The organism is Hallella sp., assembly GCF_037460745.1.
GTDB classification, from domain to species: Bacteria; Bacteroidota; Bacteroidia; order Bacteroidales; family Bacteroidaceae; genus Prevotella; species Prevotella faecis.
On sequence record NZ_JAXVAE010000056.1, the window covers coordinates 1 to 24397 of the forward strand.

Annotated in this window: 18 protein-coding genes, 1 tRNA gene and 1 pseudogene; all 20 read right to left on the reverse strand. The window is 53.5% G+C overall.

The features are described from left to right. Positions 1–333 precede the first annotated feature (333 nt). The 20 genes and pseudogenes from WKK33_RS01745 to WKK33_RS01840 all read right to left on the reverse strand — a co-directional run bounded on the left by WKK33_RS01745 (position 334) and on the right by WKK33_RS01840 (position 24178). Entirely contained in the window at positions 334–2829 is a 2496-nt protein-coding gene (locus tag WKK33_RS01745; protein WP_337932203.1) for a TonB-dependent receptor, read from the reverse strand. Between the two features lie 360 nt (positions 2830–3189). Further along, a tRNA-Gln gene (locus WKK33_RS01750) sits at positions 3190–3260 on the reverse strand. Between the two features lie 141 nt (positions 3261–3401). Then, positions 3402–4700, reverse strand: a complete 1299-nt coding sequence (gene tyrS / locus WKK33_RS01755; protein WP_337932205.1) for a tyrosine--tRNA ligase — start codon at positions 4698–4700, stop codon at positions 3402–3404. 107 nt (positions 4701–4807) lie between these two features. Continuing rightward, positions 4808–5047 (reverse strand): annotated as a pseudogene (yidD, locus tag WKK33_RS01760) (membrane protein insertion efficiency factor YidD); the annotation flags it as partial. Positions 5048–5196: 149 nt separating this feature from the next. Continuing rightward, positions 5197–5670: a ribonuclease P protein component gene (rnpA, locus tag WKK33_RS01765; protein ID WP_337569577.1), complete on the reverse strand. Its 474-nt coding sequence runs from the start codon at positions 5668–5670 to the stop codon at positions 5197–5199. Positions 5671–5706: 36 nt separating this feature from the next. Continuing rightward, positions 5707–6456, reverse strand: a complete 750-nt coding sequence (locus tag WKK33_RS01770) for a uroporphyrinogen-III synthase (RefSeq protein ID WP_337469579.1) — start codon at positions 6454–6456, stop codon at positions 5707–5709. 6 nt (positions 6457–6462) lie between these two features. After that, a complete protein-coding gene (locus WKK33_RS01775; RefSeq protein WP_215759104.1) occupies positions 6463–7491 on the reverse strand; it encodes a DUF4271 domain-containing protein in 1029 nt (342 codons plus the stop codon). 15 nt (positions 7492–7506) lie between these two features. Beyond that, on the reverse strand, positions 7507–8796 hold the full coding sequence (gene metK / locus WKK33_RS01780; RefSeq protein WP_215759103.1) for a methionine adenosyltransferase: 1290 nt from the start codon (positions 8794–8796) through the stop codon (positions 7507–7509). Between the two features lie 691 nt (positions 8797–9487). Beyond that, a complete protein-coding gene (locus WKK33_RS01785) occupies positions 9488–12304 on the reverse strand; it encodes an insulinase family protein (RefSeq protein ID WP_337932207.1) in 2817 nt (938 codons plus the stop codon). A 168-nt stretch (positions 12305–12472) separates the two neighbouring features. Further along, positions 12473–13717: an FtsX-like permease family protein gene (locus WKK33_RS01790; protein WP_337569588.1), complete on the reverse strand. Its 1245-nt coding sequence runs from the start codon at positions 13715–13717 to the stop codon at positions 12473–12475. A gap of 19 nt (positions 13718–13736) precedes the next feature. Continuing rightward, positions 13737–14072 (reverse strand): 30S ribosome-binding factor RbfA, encoded by a 336-nt coding sequence (gene rbfA / locus WKK33_RS01795; RefSeq protein WP_215759100.1) that lies wholly within the window; start codon positions 14070–14072, stop codon positions 13737–13739. A gap of 73 nt (positions 14073–14145) precedes the next feature. Then, positions 14146–14997, reverse strand: coding sequence for a glutamate racemase (gene murI / locus WKK33_RS01800; RefSeq protein ID WP_215759099.1), 852 nt, complete (start codon positions 14995–14997; stop codon positions 14146–14148). A gap of 160 nt (positions 14998–15157) precedes the next feature. After that, positions 15158–15637 (reverse strand): OmpH family outer membrane protein, encoded by a 480-nt coding sequence (locus tag WKK33_RS01805; RefSeq protein ID WP_330002365.1) that lies wholly within the window; start codon positions 15635–15637, stop codon positions 15158–15160. Positions 15638–15877: 240 nt separating this feature from the next. After that, positions 15878–16372 (reverse strand): OmpH family outer membrane protein, encoded by a 495-nt coding sequence (locus WKK33_RS01810; protein ID WP_215759098.1) that lies wholly within the window; start codon positions 16370–16372, stop codon positions 15878–15880. Between the two features lie 174 nt (positions 16373–16546). Continuing rightward, on the reverse strand, positions 16547–17092 hold the full coding sequence (locus WKK33_RS01815) for an OmpH family outer membrane protein (protein WP_215759097.1): 546 nt from the start codon (positions 17090–17092) through the stop codon (positions 16547–16549). 222 nt (positions 17093–17314) lie between these two features. Next, a complete protein-coding gene (locus WKK33_RS01820) occupies positions 17315–19888 on the reverse strand; it encodes a POTRA domain-containing protein (RefSeq protein ID WP_252344865.1) in 2574 nt (857 codons plus the stop codon). A gap of 128 nt (positions 19889–20016) precedes the next feature. Further along, positions 20017–20799, reverse strand: a complete 783-nt coding sequence (locus tag WKK33_RS01825) for an isoprenyl transferase (RefSeq protein WP_337469136.1) — start codon at positions 20797–20799, stop codon at positions 20017–20019. Next, positions 20796–21476 carry a DUF6089 family protein gene (locus WKK33_RS01830; protein WP_337932210.1) on the reverse strand — a complete coding sequence of 227 codons (681 nt, stop codon included), beginning with the start codon at positions 21474–21476 and terminating at the stop codon, positions 20796–20798. The genes WKK33_RS01825 and WKK33_RS01830 overlap by 4 nt, the downstream gene beginning before the upstream one ends. A gap of 43 nt (positions 21477–21519) precedes the next feature. Next, the gene (locus WKK33_RS01835; RefSeq protein ID WP_337469130.1) at positions 21520–22881 is read right to left on the reverse strand and encodes a DUF6242 domain-containing protein; all 1362 of its coding nucleotides are present in this window, start codon (positions 22879–22881) and stop codon (positions 21520–21522) included. A 778-nt stretch (positions 22882–23659) separates the two neighbouring features. Continuing rightward, entirely contained in the window at positions 23660–24178 is a 519-nt protein-coding gene (locus WKK33_RS01840) for a hypothetical protein (protein ID WP_337932211.1), read from the reverse strand. Positions 24179–24397: the final 219 nt, after the last annotated feature.

Sequence of the window (24397 nt, forward strand, 5' to 3'; positions counted from 1 at the left end):
GGCAGAGCCGAGCGACGCCGTCTGAGGCTAAATTAACTATTCGTTGTGAAAGCCGGATGAGGCTAAAGTTATAAGAAGTGATACGCATTTCAAATCACTCCACATGCCGGATGAGCCAAATTTGTGTGGCGCAATGTCCCGAAGTCAAAAAAAACAGGCATGGAGATTGTTCCATGCCTGTTTTTTATACCCCAATTGGTCGTTAGGTTGTCATTGAAGAGAACCAATGGCATCTTAATAATCTTCCCGTTTCGGTCTGATGACCGATTTTGGGGATACGTGTTGGGGTGAAAAGCGAGTGGTTTTGGCTATCGAAAACGGTTTGTTGCAGGGTTATTCGCCAACACCGTTGTAGCCGTTCATGCCTCCCGTCTCATCGTCCATCTGTTGCTGGTTGTCGTGTCCGGGCTTGCGCTTGGCGTTGTTGTTGCCAAAGTTCCATGTCACGGTGAGCTGCACACGGCGGCTGCCATGCTTGAACATTTGTTCGCGGCTGAACGTCTCCGACGACGAGAAGATTCTGAACTTGCGGCTGTCGAGCAGGTCGCGGCAGTTGAGGCTCACCTGCAGTTTTTTGTTGAGGAAGTTCTTGCGCACGCCCAGGTCCATGCTGTACATGGGCTTGGTGTAGCCCTGTGCCGCCGATTGGCGACTGCGGTAGTTGCCGCTGGTCTGCACGGAGATGTCGTAGGGCAATTGCACCTGTGCGATGATGCGTGCGCTCCATGTGAAGTTGTGTTCGCCCTGGCCCGTCACGGTCTGTCCGTCGATGTCGTAGCTGAAGCCATCGATCTTGTAGTAGTAAGCGTTGGCGTTGGTCGTCAAGTCCAAGAAGCGGAAGAAACGGTTCTTGAGCGTCATCTCCAAGCCTGCGCGTTGGTCCTTGGCCACGTTGAAATTGCTCGAATACATCTTACCGTCGGTGGAGCTCTGCCAGTTGATTCGCTGAATGATGTCGGTGGTGGGGCGGTAGTAGGCCGATACCATCAGCGAGTGCTCGGTCCATGTGCGGAGGTAATTGAACGAGAACGAGTTGGAGAATGCTGGCGTCAGCTCGGGGTTTCCGAAGCTCACCATCGTGGCGTCGCGGGTGTCGCGGAAGCTATTGAGCTGGCCTCCCCACGGGCGTTGCAGGCGTCGGGTGTAGTTGATTTGGAACTGGTCGTTGTCGGTCAGTTGGTACGACAGGAACACGCTGGGGAACAATTGGAAGTAGTCTTTCTTGAAAGGCTTGTCGCGCAGCGCTGGGTCGTTCTCCTGGGCCCAGGTGTAGCTCTCGGTGTTCACCTTCCAATATTCGCCTCTCAGGCCAGCCATGATGCCCAGTTTGCCAAACTTCATGGTGGTGGTGGCGTAGAGGGCGTGCAGGTCCATGTCGTAGATGAAGCGGTTGTAGTAGGCTTCGTCCATCACGGCTTGGCTTCCATCCCAGTTGTTGGGGTCCATGTAGCTCTCTTGGGGCGTGTTCTCATGCGAGAAGTTTCCTTGGTATCCGGCTTGCAACTTCAACTGTTCTGAGATGGGGTTCTCATAGTCGAGCTTCACCTCCCAGGAGCGGTTGTTGATGTGCATGGGTCGGCTCTGCCATTCGTAGTCGGTGGGAGTCGATCCGTCGGTCCACGAGGTGGAGTCTTGGTAGATGTTCTCGTTGTCCGATTTCCATTTGTTATAGTTCACCACAAAGTCCAAATAGTGTTTGTCGGTGAAGTTGTGTCGATAGTTGAACTCGCCATAATACATGTCCATTCCACCATCGCCCCTGGTGCTGCGGAGCATCAGGCGGGTGTCGGCGGGTGCGCCAATGGTGCCGTAATGGTAAGGAGTGGTGCTCCAGCTGTTGCTTGCGCTGTGCATGAGCATGCCGCTGAGCGACAAGTCGTCTTTCTTGGTGGCGTGAAGGGTGATGCCGGCACGTGAGAAGATGCTGTTGCTGCTTCGCGAGTTCTTGGCCTTGTAGCGTTGGTACGTGTTGGTGTTCAGATACTGCTGGTTGCTCTCGCTGCGGCCTTCGCCGGCATGATGTCGATAGCCCACGTTGGCGTATGCGTCGATGAGACCACTGTTCATGTTGATGTTGAACGACGTGTTGGCGCCGCCTTGCGTGTTGCCGCCTGCCTGCACGGAGCCGTAGTAGCCCGCCTTTCGGTCCTTCTTCAGTACGATGTTGATGATGCCCGATCCTCCCTCTGCGGAGAATTTGGCCGATGGATTGTCGATGACCTCAATGCGCTCAATCGACTCGGCGGGCAACTGTTGCAGTATCTGCGCGCGGTTGTCGGCTGTCAGGCCACTGGCCTTGCCGTTGATCCACACCTCCACGCTTGCGTCTCCGCGCAGCGATATGTTGCCGTCGTTGTCCACTTCCACCGACGGAATGTTCTCAAGAACATCGGTGGCGGCGTCGCCTGCGTTGGTGACGAGCTGCGAGACGTCGAACGATTTGCGGTCTACCTCAAGCTTCATGGTTGAGCGCATGCCCTTCACCGTTACTTCGCGCAGCAGGTGCGCGTCCTCGCGCATATATAATAAAAGGTTGGCGTTGGGGCTTTTCTCGGTGATGGTAACCTGCCGGCGCACGTCGCGGTAGCCCATCATCTTGGCTGTGAGGATATAGGTGCCGGGCTTAAGGTCCACCATGTGAAACTGGCCAGTCATGTCGGTGACGTCGCCTTGCACCATCTTGATCGTGTCGTCGACGGTGGTGAGGCGCATGTTTACAAATTCCAGGGGGGTGTTGCGTTGCCGATCAAGAATTTTTCCCTTGATCAGTCCTTGTGCGTTAGCTGCCAGGGCGACCAACAGCAGCAGGGCGGTCATCGTTGTTTTCATGCGATGTTGTGTGGTCGTTAATGAGGATTTGAGGGTTATACGATTGATGTGTGTGCTGTCGTATAAGCAATCTGCTCTTTTCATAAAATCAATCTGTTAAATCGTATCAGCAATCTGCTTTGTTCATAGAGTCGATTAGTTTCGCAGAACCATTCTGTATTCTTCGCAGAAGCAAACAGGTTCTCTTAGAGCACCGTCCTGCTTTTCTCATCGAGTTCTTCCGCTTCTCTTAGAGAAGCATCCGTTCTGTTAGCGCTTTTTCTGTGACGTATTGGCGCCATTGGTTCGGCATGCGGGTGTCAATGCTCTACAAACGAAAATGCCAAACGCCTGAAATCAAGCATTTGACATTTTCGAAGGTTGTCGTACGCGGATTCGAACCACGACAAACAGAACCAAAACCTGTTGTGCTACCATTACACCATACGACAATCTTTCTGAGATATTAGCGTTGCAAAGGTAGTGGTTTTTTAGGCCACTACCAAATTTTTTATCATTTATTTATGCTGCAAGTTGCAAGAAGTTACATCCTACCGCATTGTGCGTGACGCTTTGAGCCGCGCTTTCGCGCATCACTTCACGGTGATGAGGTAGTAGTTTTTCTTGCCGCGCTGCACGAGCAGGTACTTGCCGTCGATAAGATCGTCGCTGGTGATGACCTGGTCGAAGGCCGTGAGCTTCTCCTTGTTGAGGCTCACACCGTTGCCCTTTACCATCTTGCGCATCTCGCCCTTTGAGGGGAACACGTCCCAACCGTCTTGGCAGAACAGGTCGATGGCCTTTCCTCCGAGCAACTCCTTAGGGAGCTCATAGTGGGGAACGTCTTTGAACACGTCGTTGAGCGTGGCCTCGTCGAGTTGTGCGAGCTGGTCCTTCGTGGCCTTTCCGAAGAGGATGTTGCTGGCTGCGATGGCCATATCCAAGTCTTCCTTTGAGTGGACCATGACGGTAACCTCTTCCGCCAGCCTACGCTGCAACATGCGGCGGCCGGGGTCTTGCTTGTGCTCGGCTACCAGGCTCTCGATGGTTTCGCGGTCGAGCGATGTGAAGATCTTGATGTAACGCTCTGCGTCGTCGTCGCTCACGTTGAGCCAGAACTGGTAGAAGGCGTACGGTGTGGTGCGGTTGCGGTCGAGCCACACGTTGCCGCTCTCGGTCTTTCCAAACTTCTTGCCGTCGGCCTTGGTGATGAGCGGGCATGTGAGGCAATAGGCCTGGGCCTCGCTTCCCAGTGTGCGGCGGATGAGCTCGGTGCCGGTTGTCATGTTGCCCCATTGGTCGTTGCCGCCCAATTGCAGGCGAACGCCGTATTTCTGGTACTGGTAAAGGAAGTCGTAGCCTTGCAGAAGCTGGTATGTGAACTCGGTGAACGACAGTCCGTCGCGCGACGTTCCATTGAGGCGCTGCTGCACACTTTCCTTCGCCATCATATAGTTTACGGTGATGTGTTTGCCCACCACGCGTGCGAAGTCGAGGAAACTGAAGTCCTTCATCCAGTCGTAGTTGTTGACAAGCTCGGCCTTGTTGGGCTCGTCGCCGTCGAAGTCGAGGAACTTAGCCACCTGACTCTTGATGGCCTCCTGGTTGTGATAGAGCGTCTCAGCGTCGAGCAGGTTACGCTCCTGGCTCTTTCCCGAGGGATCGCCGATCATTCCGGTGGCTCCGCCTACGAGCAGATAGGGCTTGTGTCCGCAACGCTGCAGGTGACGCAGCATCATGATGCCGCACAGGTGGCCGATGTGCAAGGAGTCGGCCGTGGGGTCGGTTCCAAGATAAGCCGACACCATGTTCTCCATCAGGAATTCCTCGGTACCCGGCGTCATCTGTGCCAACATACCGCGCCATTTCAGTTCTTCAACGAAATTTTTCATTCTGCTATATTATTTATTGCCTTTGGGGCATGAATTTATTTGCTTTGTTTGGGGTGCTTGTTGGTGCGCTTGGAGCCTTTTCTCAGGTCCTTGAAGGAGAAGCTGTCGGGCACGGGGTCGTATCCGCTCCCTCCCCATGGGTTGCATCGGCAGATGCGCCACACCGCAAGGATGAATCCTTTTATGGGTCCGTGCTTCATGAGGGCTTGCCTTGCATACTCGGAGCAGGTGGGCGTGAAGCGGCAGGCGGGAGGTGTGTAGGGCGTGATGAACATTTGGTAAAACCTAATGGGCATTACCATCAGCAACGCAACGGCGCGCGATAATGTTTTTAGGATTCTTTCCATAGGTTCGTTTGCCCTTCGGGGCGTTTGGGTCTTATCCCCTCTGTTGTGGTGCCCTGTTGCATCGTCGACCCGTGGGTGAGGGGTGTGTGGGGTTTTGCCGTGGGGTTGGGGTGATTGCGGAAAGGTGGTGGTTAGGCCGTTGAGGCGTGTTATGCCTCTTGGGTTGTGGCGTGATGGTTGCCATCTTCGGTCTTCTCGAGTTTCTCCTTGACCCTTGTGAGCAGGTTGACGACCTTCTTTTCCACCTGCTCGCTGTCGTGCAGCTGTGCGTCGGTCCAGATGAATGCGAGCGCCACGGCCTTGTCGGCGATGATGCTTTTGTTCTTTCGATAGGCTTCTCTCACTTGCCGTTTCACGCGGTTGCGCTTTACGGCTCGCTTGAAGTATCTCTTGGGCACGCTGATGAGCATCTTTGCCTTGGGGCGTTGGGTGTTGGGCATGTTGCCGTCTTCTTGTTCCGAAGCGTTGTTGCCGTTGTGCTCTTCGTCCAAGGGCATGTAGACCACACGCAGGGGGAAAGCCGACATCGATCGGCTTTTGGTTCCCGCGAAGATGGCGTCGATGAGCTTTTTGCTGCAGATGCGCTCTTCCTTATGTAGTGTGGCAGGGTATGTGTGGCTCATTGTAACGTATAGAGGCAGGCTGAGCCTGCCTTGTTGTTATTTGTTCTCCTTGTCGAGGTAGCTCTTGAGAGCGGCTACCATTGATGGGTATTCGGGTGTTCCGGCCATGAGGTCGAGCTTCATTCCGGCGCTTTCCACAGCCTTGGCTGTTGTGGGTCCGAAGACGCCAATCTTGTATTTTCCTTCCTTGACGCCTGGGAGCGACTCGCCGAGGTAGTTGACACCCGTAGGCGTAGAGAAGATGAGCATGTCGCAATCGAAGTTCTTGATTTCCTCTTCGGTGAAGTTGTTGCTTACCGTTCGGTACATGATGCACTCCTGGTGGTTGAGTCCCTTTGCGGTGAGGATCTTCGCGATTTCGTCGGTATGGGCGCTGCTTTGCGGCAGGAGATACTTCTCGGTCTTGTGTCGCAGGATGTGCGGCATGAGGTCGTCGAACTTACCGGTTGCTCCGAAGAACACCTTTCTCTTGCGATACTGCGTGTATTTCTGAATGTAGAGCGAGATGCTTTCGGTGACGCAGAAGTATTTCATGGTCTCGGGGATGGTGAGGCGCATGTCTTTTGCTATCATGAAGAAGTTGTCGACGGCGTGCCTTGACGTGAAAATGATGGCCGTATAGGAGAGGATGTCTATTTTCTGCTGACGGAATTCCTTAGCAGTGAGTCCTTCTACCTTGATGAAGGGTCTGAACACCAGCTCTACGCCGTAGTTCTTTTCGATGTCGAAATAGGGAGATTTCTCACTAGCGGGTCTGGGCTGTGAAATCAAAATCTTCTTAATCATCTTGTTCTAAAAATTCGTTTTTAAAAGTTCATCAGTCAACACCAGGATGCCCCACAGGGCTCCCAATGGCATGATTTCCAAGGTGCAAAAGTACAAAAAATTCTGCAAAAAGCCCCTGCTTCTTTGGAAAAAGATAATGTATGTCTTGTAAAAAGTGAGCAGTTTGCCCAATATGACTACCAAAACGGTATAAAGCACCATGCTTCCTATGGGTAAATTGAAGTATACCAGGAGCATGACAGACGGAAAAATAAGGATACCCTCGGTGGATGTGAGGAACAGGTTTGCCTTCATCCATTGTTCGTTATTTTTCTTATCAAAGAACACCCATCCCACAGCTGCGTTGAGGCATGCTTTCAGCAGGAAATAAGCTGCGAAGATGGCGGTGTAGACGCCTATGATTTGGTAGTGAGGCAAGATAAAAGTCTCCTTGAAGGAGGTTTGGCGCCAGAGGAAGAAGAGCAACGAATAGAGTAGGCAGGTTTGCAGCACGAGGAAGAGCTGGAAGCGCAGCTCCGAGCTTGTTTCGGTGATGACGGTGGTGCCTTCGCTTTGTGGTCGGAAGAAGTTTTTGATCTGTCGGCCTATGAAGTTGCCCGATTTGGTGATGGCCAGCGTGGCGAGGATGAAACATCCCAACAGCACCGACGTGATGAGGTCGTCGCCAGCGATGGTGTAGGGCACAGGGTCGCCGGCCACGCCCTGTCGGTATGCGGCATATTCGGGTCGGTAGACCGAGTCGGGTTGTACGAGCGACTTGCTGTGGTACAGGGGTTTGTTGAGCGAGAATCCCAATGGTACGTCGGCCTTTGTGGTCGGCGTACGCATGGGGTTGGGCTGCTTACTCCAGTCGACGTTTGGAAACTCTATGTTGGCTCGGATAGCCGAGTCTTGCTGCCAGGGCGTAGCATCCTTTGGCAGCCGACTGAGTATCTGTCGCGGTGTGTTCCAACCGTCGGCTTGATGGTTTGTCGCGGCGGCCTGCTGTGTGGTGTCGGCCGTTGCGATGGTGTCTGGAGTGAGCGTGTGTGTCATGTGCAAAGTGTGGGGTTAAAGGGCGAAAGCCTCGCGGATGCGCTCCACTTGGTCGAGTTTCTCCCAGGTGAAGAGCTCAACGGTCATTTCTTTGCGTTCGTGGTAATGGCTTGTGAATACCTTTTTCACTATTTCGTTCTTGCGTCCCATGTGTCCGTAGGCGGCTGTCTCGAGGTAGATGGGCTGCTTCAGGTTGAGCGTCGTCTCGATGGCCTTTGGACGGAGGTCGAACAGTTGGCTTACCTTCTGGGCAATCTCGCCGTCGGTCATGTTCACATGGCTCTTGCCGTAAGTGTTGACGTATACGCTAACTGGCTGGGCCACGCCGATGGCATAAGCCAGCTGCACGAGGATCTCGTCGCTGACGCCAGCGGCCACCATGTTCTTGGCGATGTAGCGTGCGGCGTAGGCTGCTGAGCGGTCTACCTTCGAGGGGTCCTTGCCCGAGAAAGCGCCACCACCGTGGGCTCCGCGCCCGCCGTAGGTGTCAACGATGATCTTGCGGCCCGTGAGGCCGGTGTCGCCGTGGGGGCCTCCGATGACAAACTTGCCTGTTGGGTTGACAAAATACTTCTCGCTGCCATCGAAGAGTGCCAGCACCTTGTCGCTGAGCTGCTTCTTGACGCGCGGCATGAGTATGTTGATGACGTCTTTGCGGATGGTGGCCAGCATCTGCTCGTCGGCCTTGCGCTGTGCCTCGGGTGTGTCGTCGGTGGGTTTCACGAAGTCGTCGTGCTGTGTCGACACCACGATGGTGTCGATGCGTTGTGGCACACCCTCGTCGCTATACTCGATGGTCACTTGGCTCTTCGAGTCGGGACGGAGATAGGTCATTTCCTTGCCCTCCTTGCGTATGTCGGCCAAAACGCGCATGATGAGGTGGGCCAGGTCGAGCGTGGCGGGCATGTAGTTGTCGGTCTCGTTACAGGCGTAGCCAAACATCATGCCTTGGTCGCCGGCGCCTTGGTCTTCCTCGCACTCGCGGCTCACACCTTGGTTGATGTCGTCGCTCTGCTCATGGATGGCGGTGAGAATACCGCACGAGTTTCCGTCGAACTGATACTCGGCCTTGGTGTAGCCAATGCGGTTGATGGTGCGGCGCGTAACGGTCTGCAGGTCAATGTACTGCGATGAGCGCACCTCGCCCATGATCACCACTTGTCCGGTGGTGTCGAAGGTCTCGATGGCGCAGTGGGCCTCGGGATCGTAAGCCAAGAACTGGTCGAGCAGGGCGTCTGATACCTGGTCGGCAACTTTGTCGGGATGTCCTTCCGACACGGATTCGGATGAGAATAGATAACTCATTTTACATTACTTTCTTTTACGTGGAGACGCATGCGAGTAACCGTAAAATCTAAAGGGATTTTGCAGTTTTAGCATTTTTTAGTGTGGTTGCAAGCAGCCAAATTCTTCCACAACGTTAAACAAATGTTTTAAAGTGGGTGCAAAGTTACGTGTTTTTGGCGTATCCTCCAAAAGAAAAGGGAATTAAGTGACGGTGAAAAAAATAATTGGTATAATTTGAAACATGTTGTATTCTTATAGCCTGTGTATGGAGCCAGTTGTCCAAACTCCTCATTTGACTTGTTGTGGAAACGCCTGCCTGAAGGATTCCATTTGGCTACGCCCCTTATGTCATTTGCGACTCTTTTGCTTCCAATTCCTCCATAAAAATCTATCAATTGTTGTTCTCGTCCCCGTATTGCACCATAATTCTTAGAATATCTGTCCAACGTAGGATTTTTGAACCCTTGTAATTTGGTTTAAGGCGGAAACTTGTTGTATCCGTTGCTAAATTATGGAAAAACCATCAAACGTGCAAATATTATGGAAAGAAAATTTGTCCCCCATCGGTCATTAGATATCCATTCATTGAAGTCTAATGACCGATGGGGGATTAACAAAAAAAAATCCGGAAGGCCAGCTCTGTGGCTGATCTTCCGGATGGTGTGGGGTCGGGGTCGCCGTGTGAAGCGCCGTCCCGACGGGTTAGGGTTTACTCACCTGGCAACATCATGACGTTGACCTTGTTGGCACCTTTGAGCATCTCCTTCATAAAGGTGGCGATGGTTGCGGGCGTCTGCTTCTCCACCAAGCTCTTGTAGTTGGTGTAGTCGTCGAGGTGCAACATGTAGTCGGTATAGATGATGTCGTCCCAGAACTTGTTGGTCTTGGCGTTGTCGTCAAACTGCTTGAGCATGAGCGTCTTCACCTTGTCGACCATTTCCTTGTCGCAGTCGACTGTGAGATCCTTCACGGCCTGGTTCATGATTTTCACAGCCACTTCTTTCTTCTCGGGCTTCATGGGGCAGTAAGCAAGCACCTGTGTGATGTGGAATCCATCGTATGCGATGTTGCACACGGCCTGTGCGCCACAGGTGTAGGCGGCGCTGGCCTCCTCGCGAATCTGCTTGAGGTAGACCATTGAGAGCACCTGTCCTGCGATGCTGGCTCGGATGGAGTTCTCGAGCGAGTAAGGCATGTTCTGGTTGAGCCAGATGATGTATGCGGTAGCCTTCGGTGTTTCTTGCTTGCGCTCGAAGATGCAGTCGACGTTCTTCGTTGTAGGCTTGTCGGCACGCTGTGCCTTAGGTGCTTTTCCGCTTGTTGGCAGAGCGCCGAGATACTGGCAGATGAGCGGGCGGATGGTTGCCTCGTCGAAGTTGCCCACAAAACTGAAGGTCCAGCCGGCAGCGTTGGCCATGCGTTCCTTGGCCATCTGCAGGATGCGGTCGTAGTTGATGTTCTGCACATCGGCGAGCTTCATGGCCGCCTTGCGCCATCCGTGGTCGTAGATGCTGGCGGTCAGCGAGTCGCTGAGGGCCATTTCGGGCGACAGCTCACGGTTCTTCAGCATGACGTTGAACTGCTGGATGAGGTTGCTGTAAGCGTCGGGGTCTTTCTTGATGTTGGTGAAGTAGAGATAGGTGAGCTGCAGCATGGTCTCCACGTCGTTGGGTGTGGATGAGCCGTCGATGTTCATGCGCTGGCCCATGCTCAGTGAGGCGTTGGCGATCTTTCCGGCCAGAGCCTTTTGCAGTTCGTTGTTGGAGAAGTTGCCCAGTCCGCTAACGCCTACCACGTCGTCGAATGCCTTGAGGTTGGCGGCGTCGGCCTGTCCGTAGTTGGCCTCACCTGTTCCACCAAATCCGCTCATGATGACCTGGTCTTTCTTCAGGTCGGTCTTCTTCAGCAGCACGGTGATGCCGTTGCTGAGTGTCAGCACGCTGTAGTCGAACTTCTTGCTCTTCACCTCCTTCTTGATGGTTCCAGCCTTGGGCATGGTGGTGATGAGTGGCTCGTCCTTCACGTTGTCGACGTAAGCCTCGATCTTGGCGTTGCGTGCGTTGTCGATGGCCTTGAGCAACTGCTCCTCTGTGGGATACACGTTGCCGTCCTTCTCGTTGTTGAAGTTGAGGATAACCATGTTGGTGTCGCTCTTGCTCACTAGCTCGGGCAGGAGCTCGTTGAATGCCTCCACGGGCATGGCCGGAACCAGTTGCTTCATCATCGCATAGGAGGTCTCAATGCTGGGCATGGCCTCGTTCTCGAGGAAGTTGCCGAGCGCCTGCTGGTAGAAGGTGGTGTTGCGGCGCTTGTCCTTGTTGGAGAAATCCTTGTCGAGGCGGCTCAGGTAGTCTTGCTGGAAGCGCTTGTACTCGGTAGGCGTGAAGCCATACTTCATGGCGCGGATCACCTCGGTGTAGGCGGCCTGCAAGGCTTCGGCTGTCTGCTCCATGGTCTTCGGTATCACCGAGAGCTCGAAGGCGTCCTTGGTCTTGGCCAAGATGTAGCTGCCATCGTCGGCGGTAGCCGACACGAAGGGGCAGTCGGCCTTTTGGGCTACCTCCGTGAGGCGCTCGTTGAGCATGGAGAATATGGCTTGCTTGCCATATTGGGTGATGGTGAAGAGAGGAGTCTGCTTCAGCGAGTCGGGGAACACGTCGTGCTTGAACATCAGCTGCACGATGGGCATGCGCTGCTCCTTGTCCTTGTCGATGATGACGATGGGCTTGTCGTTGTTGGGCACTTGCTCGTCAACCAGCTGCGCTGCGTTCTCCGGGTTCTTGATGTCGCCGAAGAGCTTCTTGATGTAAGCCTCGGTCTTGTTCACGTCGATGTCGCCAATGACGATGATTCCCTGGTGGCTGGGGTGATACCACTTGTGGTAGTAGTTGACCAGCTCCTGGCGCTTGAAGTTGTCGACGACCGACATCAGGCCGATGGGGTATCGCTTGCCGTATTTCGATCCGGGGTAGAGCTTCTCGAGGTTGCGCTCCAGCATACGGCTCGTAGCGGATGTGCGCAGGCGCCACTCCTCATGGATGACACCACGCTCCTTTTCGATCTCGTCTTGCTCGAGCAGTAGTCCGCACGACCAGTCGCGCAGGATGAGCAGGCACGAGTCGACGGTGCCTTGGTTGTTGGTGGGCACATTGTCGATGTTATACACCGTCTGGTCGATGGCGGTGTAGGCGTTGAGGTCGCCACCAAACTCGATGCCCTTTGAGCGGCACCACTCAATGAGGTCGTTGCCCTTGAAGTTGTCGCTGCCGTTGAAGGCCATGTGCTCCAAGAAATGGGCGAGACCGCGCTGGCTTTCATCCTCCTCCAACGAACCCACTTTTTGGGCGATGTAGAAGTTGGCACGGTGCTCTGGCCAGTTGTTGTAACGGATGTAGTAAGTCAGTCCGTTGGCCAGTTTGCCGACCCTGAAAGCAGTGTCGGCAGGAATCGTCATGTTTTGCATTTGAGCCTGGGCCAAACCGCAGACCATGAGCATCATGGCGATAAGTGCATTTCTGATTTTCATAAAAGGAAACTATTAGTGATAAAATCTATCACAAAATTATAGCTTTTCTTTCTAATTGTCAAGAAACACGACCAGAAATTGCGAATTTTATCGTTTTTTTAATCCCAATCGGCCATTAGATGTCAATTTTCGTTAGTGCTTGCTTCGAGCGGGTTGCGACGCTTGGGCTTATGCGCCAGGGTTGGCCGACGTGTATCGTTTGGTGGCCGATCGCACGGTGTACCATACGGCGCTCCATCCTGCCACAATCACGGTGGCGAACACCGCGAGCACGTCAATATAGTGCACGCTTACGGGATAGGCGTTCACCACGTAGCTGCCGTCGGTGTTGCCCATGTGCACAAAGCCATACTGTTGTTGCAGGGCGCAGAGCGTTAGGCCAACAGCGATGCCGATGAGTGCGCCGAAAACGCTAATGAGGCGGCCCTCGAACAGGAACACGCGGCGTATCTGCTGGTCGGAGGCGCCGAGGTTTCGCAGCGTCTCCGCATCGTCGCGCTTGTCGATGATGAGCATCGAGAGCGAGCCGATGATGTTGAAGCATGCCACGATCAGGATGAAAGTGAGGAAGATGTAGGCCATGAGCTTCTCGATCTGCATGATCTTGAACGTGTCGTGCTGTTGCTCATAACGGTCCTCCACGAGATATTTGCCGCCACCGATTTGCTGCATCTGTTTCTTCACGGCGTCGAGGTCGGCGTTGGGTTTCAGGCGAAACTCGATGGCCGACACCATGCCTTGCTGCCCAAAGAGGTTTTGGGCGAATCCCAGGCTGGTGAGGATGTGGTCCTTGTCGTACTTGCCTTGGTTTACGGAGAACACCACACCGGGCGAGAGCAGCGAGTCGACGACGAAGCCGTCTTGCGCGTTGCTCATGTCCAGCTGGCCCTCGCGTTGCGGCGCGTAGACGTGAAGATAGTCTTTCCATTGCGTTCCCGTGCCGAGCGTTTGCGCCAATCGGATGCCGGGCACGCCAAACTGCAGGTTGGCGGTTTGCAACTCAAACCGGCCGTCGCCATAGAGAATCTCGGTGATGTGGGTCAGGTCGGCGAAGCTGTCGTCGACACCCTTCACCGTGACCATGGCCTGTCGGCCGTTGTACACGGTCAGAGCCATGTCTTCCAAGGTCTCAGTGGCGATGGCCACATCGGGCAGGCGGCGCATCTCCGTCAGCACGGGGTCGTCGGCGGGAACGGTCTTACCCTGCACGGGAACCACCTTCAGTTGCGGGTCGAAGTTGGTGAAGAAGCTCGCCACAAGGTCGTGGAAACCATTGAACACGCTCAGCACGATGACCAGCGCCATGGTGGCGACGGCCACACCGATGACCGAGATCAGCGAGATGATGTTGATGGCGTGGGTCTTCTTCTTGGAGAAGAGATAGCGGCGGGCAATGAAAAAGGGAAAATTCATTTTGCGGAAAACCTGTGGTTTATTTCTTCAGCAGTTCGTCGATGTGGTCGATGTAGTCGAGGCTGTCGTCGATGAAGAAGCGCAACTCGGGGATGATGCGCAGCTGGTTGTGCACGCGTCGTCCCAGTTCGTACCGGATGCTCTTTTCGTTGGCTGTGATATTCTTCAGCAGTTCCTCACCGTTGTTTGATGGGAAGATGCTCAGGTAAGCCGTGCAGATGCTCAGGTCGGGCGAGATGCGCACGCGTGTTACGCTGATAAGCACGCCGTGCATGCTGCGGGTTTGGCTCTGGAAGATCTCAGCCAACTCCTTTTGCAGAAGTCGTGATATGCGGTTTTGTCTTGTCTCTTGCATGTTGTTTGTTCTATTTTAATTGGATGTTAATGATTCTTTTATGCGTTGTTGGTGGTTGCAGCCTTGTTCGTCCTTAGGAGGCTCGTTCTTGCCCCAGGTCCACATGTTCCACATCGACGTTCTCGTGCAGGAAGATGGATGCTGTTTCCTTGAACCGCTCGGGACTTTCGGTGGTGTAGTAGCGGCACGTGGCACCTCGTGTCAGCGTGGTGTCCATCTCGGGATGTCGGCGTAGATAGTCTTTCAGGCTGCTCGCCACATACTCGCCCTGTGGCACGATGGTCACTCCCGGCTTGGTGTACTTCAGTATCTTGGGCATGAGGATGGGGTAGTGGGTGCAGCCCAGGATGATGGTGTCGATGTCGGGATCTTTGAGCATGAGCTGGTCCATGCGTTTCTTCACGAAGTAGTCGGCGCCTGGCGAGTCGGCCTCGTTATACTCGATGAGGGGCACCCAGAACGGACAGGCTTGTCCTGTTACCTTGATGTTGGGCCATAGTTTGGCGATCTCGAGGTTGTAGCTCTGGCTCTTCACCGTGCCTTCGGTGGCGAGCAATCCCACGTGGCCGTTGCGGGTGAGCTTTCCGATGATCTCGGCCGTGGGACGTATCACGCCCAGCACGCGCCGTGTGGGGTCCCATTGGGGCAAGTCGTTCTGCTGAATGCTGCGCAAAGCCTTTGCCGACGCGGTGTTGCAACCGATGATGACAAGTCGGCAACCCATGTCGAAGAGCTTGCTCACGGCCTGTCGGGTGAACTCGTAAACCACGTCGAACGAGCGTGGTCCGTAAGGAGCGCGGGCGTTGTCGCCGACGTAGATGTAGTCGTATTCGGGCAACAACTGTCGTATGCCATGCAGGATGGTCAGGCCGCCGTAGCCTGAGTCGAAGACGCCGATGGGGCCGTTCGCTTGTGGATAGTTCATGACGTGAATGTTTGGTGTTATGTATGGTGTGTGCGCCGTGTGCCCGTTGATGGCTCGCAGCGTGTTTTTTCGGCTTATTAGCCGTGCCTATCGGCTTGTTGGTTGTAGCTTATGGTTGGCCGCATCGCTACCGATGGCTTGTCCATAAGTCCTGTTTGGGTTATTGCAAGGCTGCGTTTACGTCGGCCTGAACGTTGAATCCGGTTGTTGGGTCGATGAATGGCACGGCGTCGTTGTCGGTGTTGAGGATGAAGGCAAGGCCCTTCTCCTTGGCCACTCGTTGCAGGGCGGCGGTCAGTTTGTCGCGCAACGGCTTGTAAATTTTGCCCTCGGCCTCCTTCAGCAGTTGTTTGGCCTCTTCCTTAAACGCCATGTTCTTCTCCATCAACTCTTGCAGTTCGGCCTGGCGCTTGTGGCGAATGGAGGGCGCAAAGTCGCGTTGCCCATCGAGGAACATCTCGTATTTCTGGTTGAACTCCTGCTCCACGCGCTTCATCTCGTTGACGTATTTGGTCCGCAAGTCATCGATGTTTCGCTGGGCGATGACATAGTCGGGCATCGATTTGAACGCTTCCCGATAGCTGAAATAGCCGAAGCGGAACGGTTGCACGTTGGCGCTGGCGTTGTTGGTTGTGGCCATCGACGTCTCGGTTGCCACGGCGTCGTAGCCTTGAGCGAATGTCACGAGTGTAGCCGTGGCAGTGATGATTGATAGGAAAAGACGTTTCATCGTTTGGTGTTTTAGGGTTGTTGAGGCTTTGTGGCGCAGCGATAGGGGTTGCAAAGGCCGTGTGCCACTTGTGAAAAGGCAACCGCCCGCAGGAGCAGGTGTTCACCTTTTCCTGCGGGCGGATGGTTAATGGTTTGTGTGCGGGTGAGCTTACTTCATCTTGGTGATCTCAGCCTGCACCTTGCTGGTTACGTCCTCGACGGCTGTTCCCATGTAGGGTGCTGAGCCTTCCTCGAAGATAAATGTGTAACCACCAGCCTTACCAACGCTGCTGATGGCGTTCATGATCTTGGTCTGGATAGGCTGCATCAGCTCCTGCTGCTTCTTCTCCAGCTCCTGCTGAGCGTCCTGGCTGGCCTGCTGAATCTTCTGGCTCAGGTTGGTCAGCTCGGTTTCCTTCTGCTCCTGCTGTGTCTGGTTCATAGTGCTCTTGCCCTTCTGGTAGGTGTCGAGCTGGCGCTGGAACTCATTCTGCATGCTTTCCAACTCGTTGCGCTTCTGCTGCTGCAGAGCCTGGAACTCGCCGTTGGCCTTTGCCACCTCGGGCAGAGAACTGAAGATGGTCTGAGAGTTAACCTTGCCAAACTTCTGTGCGAATGTGGCCAACGGAGCCATCAGCATGATCATTAATAAAAACTTTTTCATGTTCTTGTCTAAAATTGATATGATTTTTTCTTGTTAGGTTTCTGGGTTTTCCACTTCACGTGCCACTGTTTGCGGGAATCCGCATTGGCGTTCGCATGACACTGCGGATAGGCAAGCCGGCTTTAGCGGTAGCCTATTGGCTTTTGGTGTGTGTGCCACGTGCGTGGTTGCGGCTTAATATCCAAGTTTTTGCAGCACCTCTTGCGAGATGTCGATCTTGGGTGAGCCGTAGATGATGCCCGTGTCGGAAGCTCGGTCTATGACCAGCGAGTAGCCCCGGAGGTCAGATATCTCCTTCACGGCGTTGTAGATCTCCTCTTGGATGGGCGTCATGAGACTCTCGCGCTTTTTGAAGAGTTCCCCTTCGGGACCGAAATACTTCTTCTTCAGGTCAGAGGCTTCTTTCTCCTTGGCCATGATTTGCTCTTGTTTGGCCTTCTTTTGCTCTTGTGAGAGGAACACCACCTCGTTCTGATAGTTCTTGTACATCGTAGAGGCTTCGGTGTTGAGCGCCTCCACTTCGGCCTGCCATTTCTTCGACACCTGGTTGAGTTGCTCGTTGGCGCGCTCATAGGCGGGTATGTTTTTCAGCACATACTCCATGTCGACCAATGCGAATTTCTGCGCCTGCGCCTTGCCTATCGGCATGAGTGCGAACAGGCAAAGGACGAGGAGGCTTGCCAGCCGGCTGCGTCTTTCCTTATGGTTCATCGCTTTCATGTTCTTTCTTTTTTAGTTTGTGGGTCGTGTTTGGCATGGTGCCAACGTCTGTTAGACGTTTTGCCCATTCATTTGTTATATGCCCTTCCCTTTTTTGTTGTGAAGGTCTTGGCCCGCTATCGTTTATGGACAGGAGTGTGGCTCCTGTCCACTGACGGCGTAAGCGTTGTCGCTCCCTTTTCCGTTGGTTGTCTTGCGACGGATAGGTTCCGCCGTTTAGGGTTAGAACTCCTGTCCGAGGATGAAGTGGAATTGGCCTCCACCTTGCTGTTGTCCGAGGAAGTACTTGTCGAAACCGTAGGCCCAATCGATACCCATCAATCCTACCATAGGCAGGAAGATGCGAACACCGATACCTGCCGAGCGCTTCATGTCGAAGGGGTTGAACTTCTTCGTGTCGTTCCAAGCGTTACCTCCCTCAACGAAGGTGAGTCCGTAGATGGTGGTGTTGCCCAGCATAAACGGATAGCGCAGCTCTAAGGTGAAGCGGTCGTATGCGTATCCTTCGTATCCGTATGGTGTAAGATTACCGTTGTCGTAACCACGCAGGCCGATGGTCTCTGTGGCGTATCCATAGGAGTATCCGCTCATGCCGTCGCCACCCATGTAGTAGGTCTCGAACGGGCTCTTCTTGTATTTGTTGAAGCTTCCGAGCAATCCGAGCTCCACGCGTGTCATGAGCACGAAGGTTTTCTGTGCCGATGTGAGTGCGGTGAATGTGCGTGCCTTGAACTTCCACTTGTGATACTCAATCCAGCGATACTTCTCTTGCTGTTCCTTCACGTAGCTTGCCGAGTGGATATCGGTAGCGAGGTTCTTGTAATCCTTTCCGTCCCACAGCGACCATGGCGGTGTGATGGTGACGCTTGCCGTAAACTCCGAACCCTGGCGTGGGAACAGTTGGTTGTCGGTAGAGGTGCGGTTGATGGCGATGCTCAGGTTCAGGTTGTTTGAGTTACCGTTGGTGAGCAGGAAGTAGCGCCAGTTTTTCAGCATGTAACGCGTGTATGACAACTGCACGGAGAGCGTGAAATAGTCGTCGGGCCATCTCAGGCGCTTACCCCATCCCACGTTGACGCCCAACATCTTCACGTACTTGTCGGGGTCGTAGTAGTTCTGGTAGTTCTGGTAGTTGTAACCGTAGCTGTTGTAACCGTAGAGGTAGTTCATGTAGCTGTTCTGCCAAGCGGTGTTGTAGTAGTTGCTCGACACGTCGGTCGACTTGGAGAAGTAGGTTCCGACAGAGAACTGGATGGGTCGCTTGTTTCCAAACCAGTTGGTTGAATAGCTCAGGTTATAGCTTTGGTAATAGGAGGCATTGGTCTGCACGCCGAGTGAGAGCTTCTCGCCGTCGCCCACGGGCAGTATGCCGCGGTGCGCCTTGTTCTTTCCGAAGAGGTTGGCCATGGAGAAGTTGTTGAGCGTGAGTCCCACGCGGCCGATGATACCGGTCTGTCCCCATCCGAGTGAGAACTCCACCTGGTCGTTCGACTTTTGCTCAAGGTTCCAGTTCACATCGACCGTTCCGTCGTCGGTGTTGGGGCGCACATCGGGCACCACCTTTTCTTGGTCGAAGTGTCCCATCGACGCCAACTCACGTGCCGAGCGCATCAAAGCCTCGCGTGAGAAGAGGTCGCCCGGCTTGGTGCGCAGCTCGCGTCTCACCACGTTCTCGTACAGACGGGTGTTACCGGCGATTCGCACGTGGCTCAGGTGTGCCTGCGGTCCTTCGTAGATGCGCATCTCCAGGTCGATGGAGTCGCCCACGACGTTCACCTCCACAGGGTCGATATGCGAGAACACGTAACCGTTGTTATAGTAAAGGTTGCTCACGGCGTCGTCGTCTGTGCTCAGTCGCTTGTCCATGAGTTTCTGGTTGTACACGCTTCCCTTGTGCAAGCTGAGGTAGTGGGAGAGCAGGTCGGAGTTGTAAACGGTGTTGCCCACCCACTGCACGTTGCGCACGTAGTATTTCTGTCCCTCTTCGACCTTTATCCACACGTTGACGTGCTTTGGGTCTACGTTCCACACGCTGTCGCCCAGAATGGTGGCGTCGCGGTATCCCAGCTCGTTGTATTTCTCGATAAGCTTCTGCTTGTCGGCTTTCCAGCGCTCCGGGGTAAACTTCTTCGACTTGAGGAATGTGGCCAGTTTGCCCGCCTCGTGTGTCTTTGCGAATGCGCCCTTTCTGAACAGTCCGCCCTTGATTCTGAGATTCGAGAGTTTCTCGTTTCCCTCGATGACGATGTTGCGGACGCGCATTTTCTCCTTCTTGTCGATGATGACGTCGAGTATCACCTCGTTCTTAGAGGCCACGTCGTCGCGCTGTTGTATCTCGATGTCGGCGTTTTTGAATCCCTTGTCCTCGAAGTATTTCTTTCCCAGGATTTTTGCTCGGTCGATCATGTTAGGCGTGATTTGTCCGCCTTTGAGGATGCCCAGCTTCTGCTCCATGTCCTGCCGCTCGCTCTTCTTCAGACCGATGTAGTTGATTTGCGATACGCGTGGACGCGCCTTCAGCGAGATATGCAGGTACACCTTGTCGCCCACGAGGGAGTCGGCGGCAATCTGCACCTCTGAGAACAGTCCGTGTTTCCAATAGCGTTTTACGGCTTCGGTGATGGCAGTTCCTGGCAGTTCGATGTGTTGTCCCACTGTCAATCCGGAAATTCCGGTGAGCATGTAATCCTCGTAGCCGCTCATTCCCGATACGTTGATTCCGCCGATGACCACGTCGCGTGGTGATCCGGCGTATGTGATGTCGGGAAATACGATCTTGTCCTGTGCGTTTGTCATGGCGCTGCAGGCCAGGAGCGCGAGGCTCAACAGGGCTTTATGTTTGAATTTGTACATCCTTAGTTTGCTATGTGCTTAGTCTTATATGTGTGTTTGCGATGGTTTCGCGTGTGTGTTGTGGAGATTTGCTACTGTTCGTTCTCCACCTGCGCCTCGGTCTTTCCGAACCTGCGCTGTCGTCCTTGGTAGCTCTCTATGGCCTTCTTGAGGTCGTCCTCGGAGAAGTCGGGCCAATAGGTGTCGCAGAAGTAGAGCTCCGAGTAGGCTATTTGCCAGAGCAGGTAATTGCTCACCCTGCACTCGCCTCCTGTTCGTATGAGCAGGTCGGGGTCGGGCATGAACGGTGTCTGCAATCGCTGAGCGATGTATTCCTCTGTGATATCCTCGGGTTTCAGTTGTCCGGGCTTTTCGTTGGCCTCGGCCACGATCTGCCTGACGGCGTTGGTGATTTCCCACCGTGCCGAGTAGCTGAGCGCCACCACCATGGTCATGGCGGTGTTGGCCGCGGTGTGCTCCTCGGTCTCGTGCAGCTTCTGTTGCACGTCGGCGGGCAGTCGGCCCACGTCTCCGATGACTCGGAAGCGCACGTTGTTCTTCATGAATATCTCGTCTTCGAGCGAGGTCAGCACCAGTCCCATGAGTGCGCTTATCTCGTTGGCCGGTCGGTTCCAGTTCTCCGTAGAGAAGGTGTAGAGCGTGAGGTACTTCACTCCGAGGCGCGTACACTCCGAGGTGATGCGCCTTACGGTGTCCACTCCGGCCTGATGGCCGTAGCTTCGGTCCTTTCCTCTCTCGGTAGCCCATCGCCCGTTACCATCCATGATGATGGCGATGTGCTGTGGTATCCGTGTCATGTCCATATTCGTTGCTTTATCTTGTACGAATGATTGCTTCTGTTTCCGCCACCTTATTCTTTATTACACGTCACGCACTTGGGCATGAAGCTGTAGGTGAGCGTTAGTTGCAGGGTGGAGTAGCAGTCGGTGTTCTTGAAGAGTCCGGTGCTCTCTATGTAGTAGGGGTCTTTCACCCCGTCGAGCTTGTCGCTCTGTGCGAAGTGGATGGCCCATTCGAGCCCCACGTTCAGGCGTTCGGCGAGTTTGTATTTCACTCCCAGTCCGATGGGCAGGTTGAACGCCACCTGCCCTTTGTCGTCGGTGTTGGCGTAGGTGATGCCCAGTCCTCCGAACACGTAGGGTGCCAACCGTTTGGCTCCTCGGTAGTCGCGCCCGGTGCCATAGGGCAGGAAGTTGTACTCGTAGGCCACTCCCACGTCGAAGAGCTTGTTCTTAAACTCGTAGGGTTTCTCGGCGTAGTCGGGGTAGAAGGTTTCCACGTCGGCCGACGATCCTTTCATGGTTCCGTAGCTTACGTTCATCTTCAGGGCCATGTAGGGGTTGAAGACGTAGTGTGCCAGCACCGTGGCCATAGGTTGCAGGTCTTTGGTCAGGTTGCCGTTGAAGTCGCCCAGGTAACCCATCAGGCCCACTCCGCCACCAATCTCCATGCGGTATTGGGGATCGTCTTGCGCCTTCAGGGGGCCGCAAGCCATCGCCAGGAGCGCCAATGTGAGCATCAGGTGTTTCATGAGTGGGCGGTTTGTTGGATTGTTAGCCAAAGATATTTACAGTCTATTTGTTGAAGGACGTCTGCTCCGTCTTCCATCCGAGGCGTGCCAATCGGCCCGAGAGAACGGTCGACAGTTGTGCCTTGCTAAAATAGAGAATGTTGTTGCTGTCGCAGAAGAGCGCCGCAGCCGTTGGGTTGGCCTGTATGATGGGTGTGGCATAGAGGTCGACGCTGCTCCAGGTGAGTCCGTGGTCGAGGCTCTTGTAGAAGAGCGATGTGCTGCTTCCTGTGGCGAGCAGTCCGCCGTCGTAGACCACCACCTGCAATCCTTCGAGGCAGGGCAGGGTCTTTTGGTTGTAGCTGTCTTCGGGGAGCAGTGCCCAAGCGTTGTTGTCGGCGTGTTCGCCGTTCTCCTCCACCTTGGTCCACACCACCGTCTTGCCGTTGCGGTTGCCGATGAGTGTCAGGTTGTTGGTGTTGGCGTTCACCTTCGAGGGCATAGCCACGAGGTTGATATCGCTTTCGGGCAGGGCGTCGGCGTTGCTGTCGAGCGCATCGTTCACCCAGGTCTGTCCGTCGGTGGTGTAAGCCAATCCGCTGGTTGTCAGCGCGTAGAGTCGGCTTCCTGATCCTCCGATGATTTGCTTGATTTGGTTGGGAGTGTCCATCTTGCTCCAGTTCACCCCGTCGGCCGACTGGTAGAGATAACCGTTGCTGTAGGTGTAGAGGCTGTTGCCCAGTGTGGCGACGCTCTTGTAGGCATCGTCGCCCTCGAGCTCCGAAGCCTTTTGCCAACTGCCGTTTACGAGTTGGTAGCCGATGGTCTTGTCGCTGGCCTGGCAGAAGAGCCACATGCTGTTGCCGAGCTGTGCGAAGCGTCGTGCGCCCAGCTGGTCGGCGCCTTCGGCTGTGGCCTGTCCCCATGCAAACTCATCGCCAGTCTGCTTATGCACGTTGAGCTTCAGCACGTACTCCTTATAGGCGTTGCCGCGGTTGCTGTAGACGCGCACCTTGATGGGTGTGGAGAGGTCGATCGAGTCGGTCGACTGGTAATAGCCGATGCTGTCTCTTCCCCACATGTCCTTCAGCTTGAGCATGACCACACCGCCGTTCTTGGTTGAGAACGAGCAAATCACGTGCTTGGCGTCGCAGTTGACGGGCAGCGAGTCGGGGTTGTAAATCAGGGCGTTGACCTGATCGATATAGAACTTATAGCTGCTGCCGGCGATTTTGGTGACATAAATGCTGTCGCCCGTACCGTCGGTCTTTGTGGTGTGGTTGTAGCAGTTGATTGTACCCAGCGAGAAGGCTGTGATAGCGGTGTCGTCGTAGTATGTCACCTCGACATCAGTGTCGCTGAGGCAGGAGGTCAAAGAGACCATTGCTGCGACAATGATGAGCAGCGAGAATAACTTTTTAATCATTTTTGCGCGCGTATAATTTATAATTTAGCTGCAAATTTACGGAGATTTCTTTAATTTATGGCCATATTTCGGTGTTTATTATGTTAATTATCGAATTGGTGGCCTTTTTTAAGGTTTGTTTCAGAATGGGTTAGGCCGTTTGGCACGAGCGTAGAAGGCATAAAAAATGGCAATACGATCACTCGCACTGCCATTTTTCGTAAGGATATTGCTATCGGCTTTCGGCGCGCCACCAAACAAAAAAATTTGACTCGTTTGGCGTTGTCGTTTTGACAATGGCATCCTCTGCCGGAACGGGTCCAATGACCCTATAACAATATTCTCACCTTTACCTTAAAAAATCTATCAAACTACTAACCTAATGAAACTTTATTGGAATCTTCTCACGAAGACACCGCAAAGATACACATTGTGCTCGTTCACGCCAAACTTTTTTGCAATAATTTAGATAATTCTATTGCATTTTGATGAAATTTTACGAGTTTTATTACAAAAGCCGCTTAATTAGGGCGATTTTACACTCTATCGCATCCCCAATGCACACATGTTGCTGTGATAGGTCATGGCGCCTGGTTGGAGCGCCCACAACCCTCATTTGGGTTCGAAACCGCTTTTACGCAATCGTTTACGTTCAGAACGAATGAAAAATATCCCATTGTGCCACCCTGGATCAGAGCGTCGGAAAGTTCCGTCCCGTAGTTGAAAACCATTCTACTGCGCATGGGAATTCTATTTTCAAGTCATACTACTGGCAATCGAATCTCTTTGCAAACAGGATTTACGACTTGTCCTTTTTCTGTTTTTCCCGTTTTTCCCTTCTTTTCCTTGCTCGTTCCTCATAGTCGAACAACATGCTATCGAACAGCTCCGTCTCTTCGTCGGGCGCACCCATGCTGATCAGATAGTCGATGTGCTCGTTAATGAGACAAAACTCGCTGTCCGAGCGCAACTTGCCTCGCTCCTTGATTTTCGCTATTCTTTCCCATCGCTTCTTGAAGAGGTCATCAAGGCCCTTGCCACAGGCGGCAAGGAGTTGAGCATTGAGTATTGGATAGTCAGGCTCATTTGGATAAGGTGGATTTTCGTTACAGGCAGAAAACCATCTTTTCATTTTTGTTATACTTCCCTTCTTAAAATCGATTAACATTTTGTTTTTTAAATCATCAAACCGTTGTATGACCTTTAACCGTGCATCCGCATTATTTAATACACCTTCACTTGTTTCAATATCCTGCTTGCACAAGTAATTAAGCATAACGCAACACCATTGTTTGTAAAAATCTAGTTCTTTCATCATTCTGTAATGTATATAATAACATTTGCAATTAATAACCTGTATAGGGTGCTAATCGGCCAAATTCAGCATTGGATGCATTGTGAAAATCACGCCCAAATGGATTTATTTTAGAAACACCCCTTATGTCATTTGCGACTCTTTTGCTTCCAATTCCTCCATAATAGTCAATTAGTACTGATGCGATAAAATCGCATAGTTATTAAAATTCATCAAATAAAG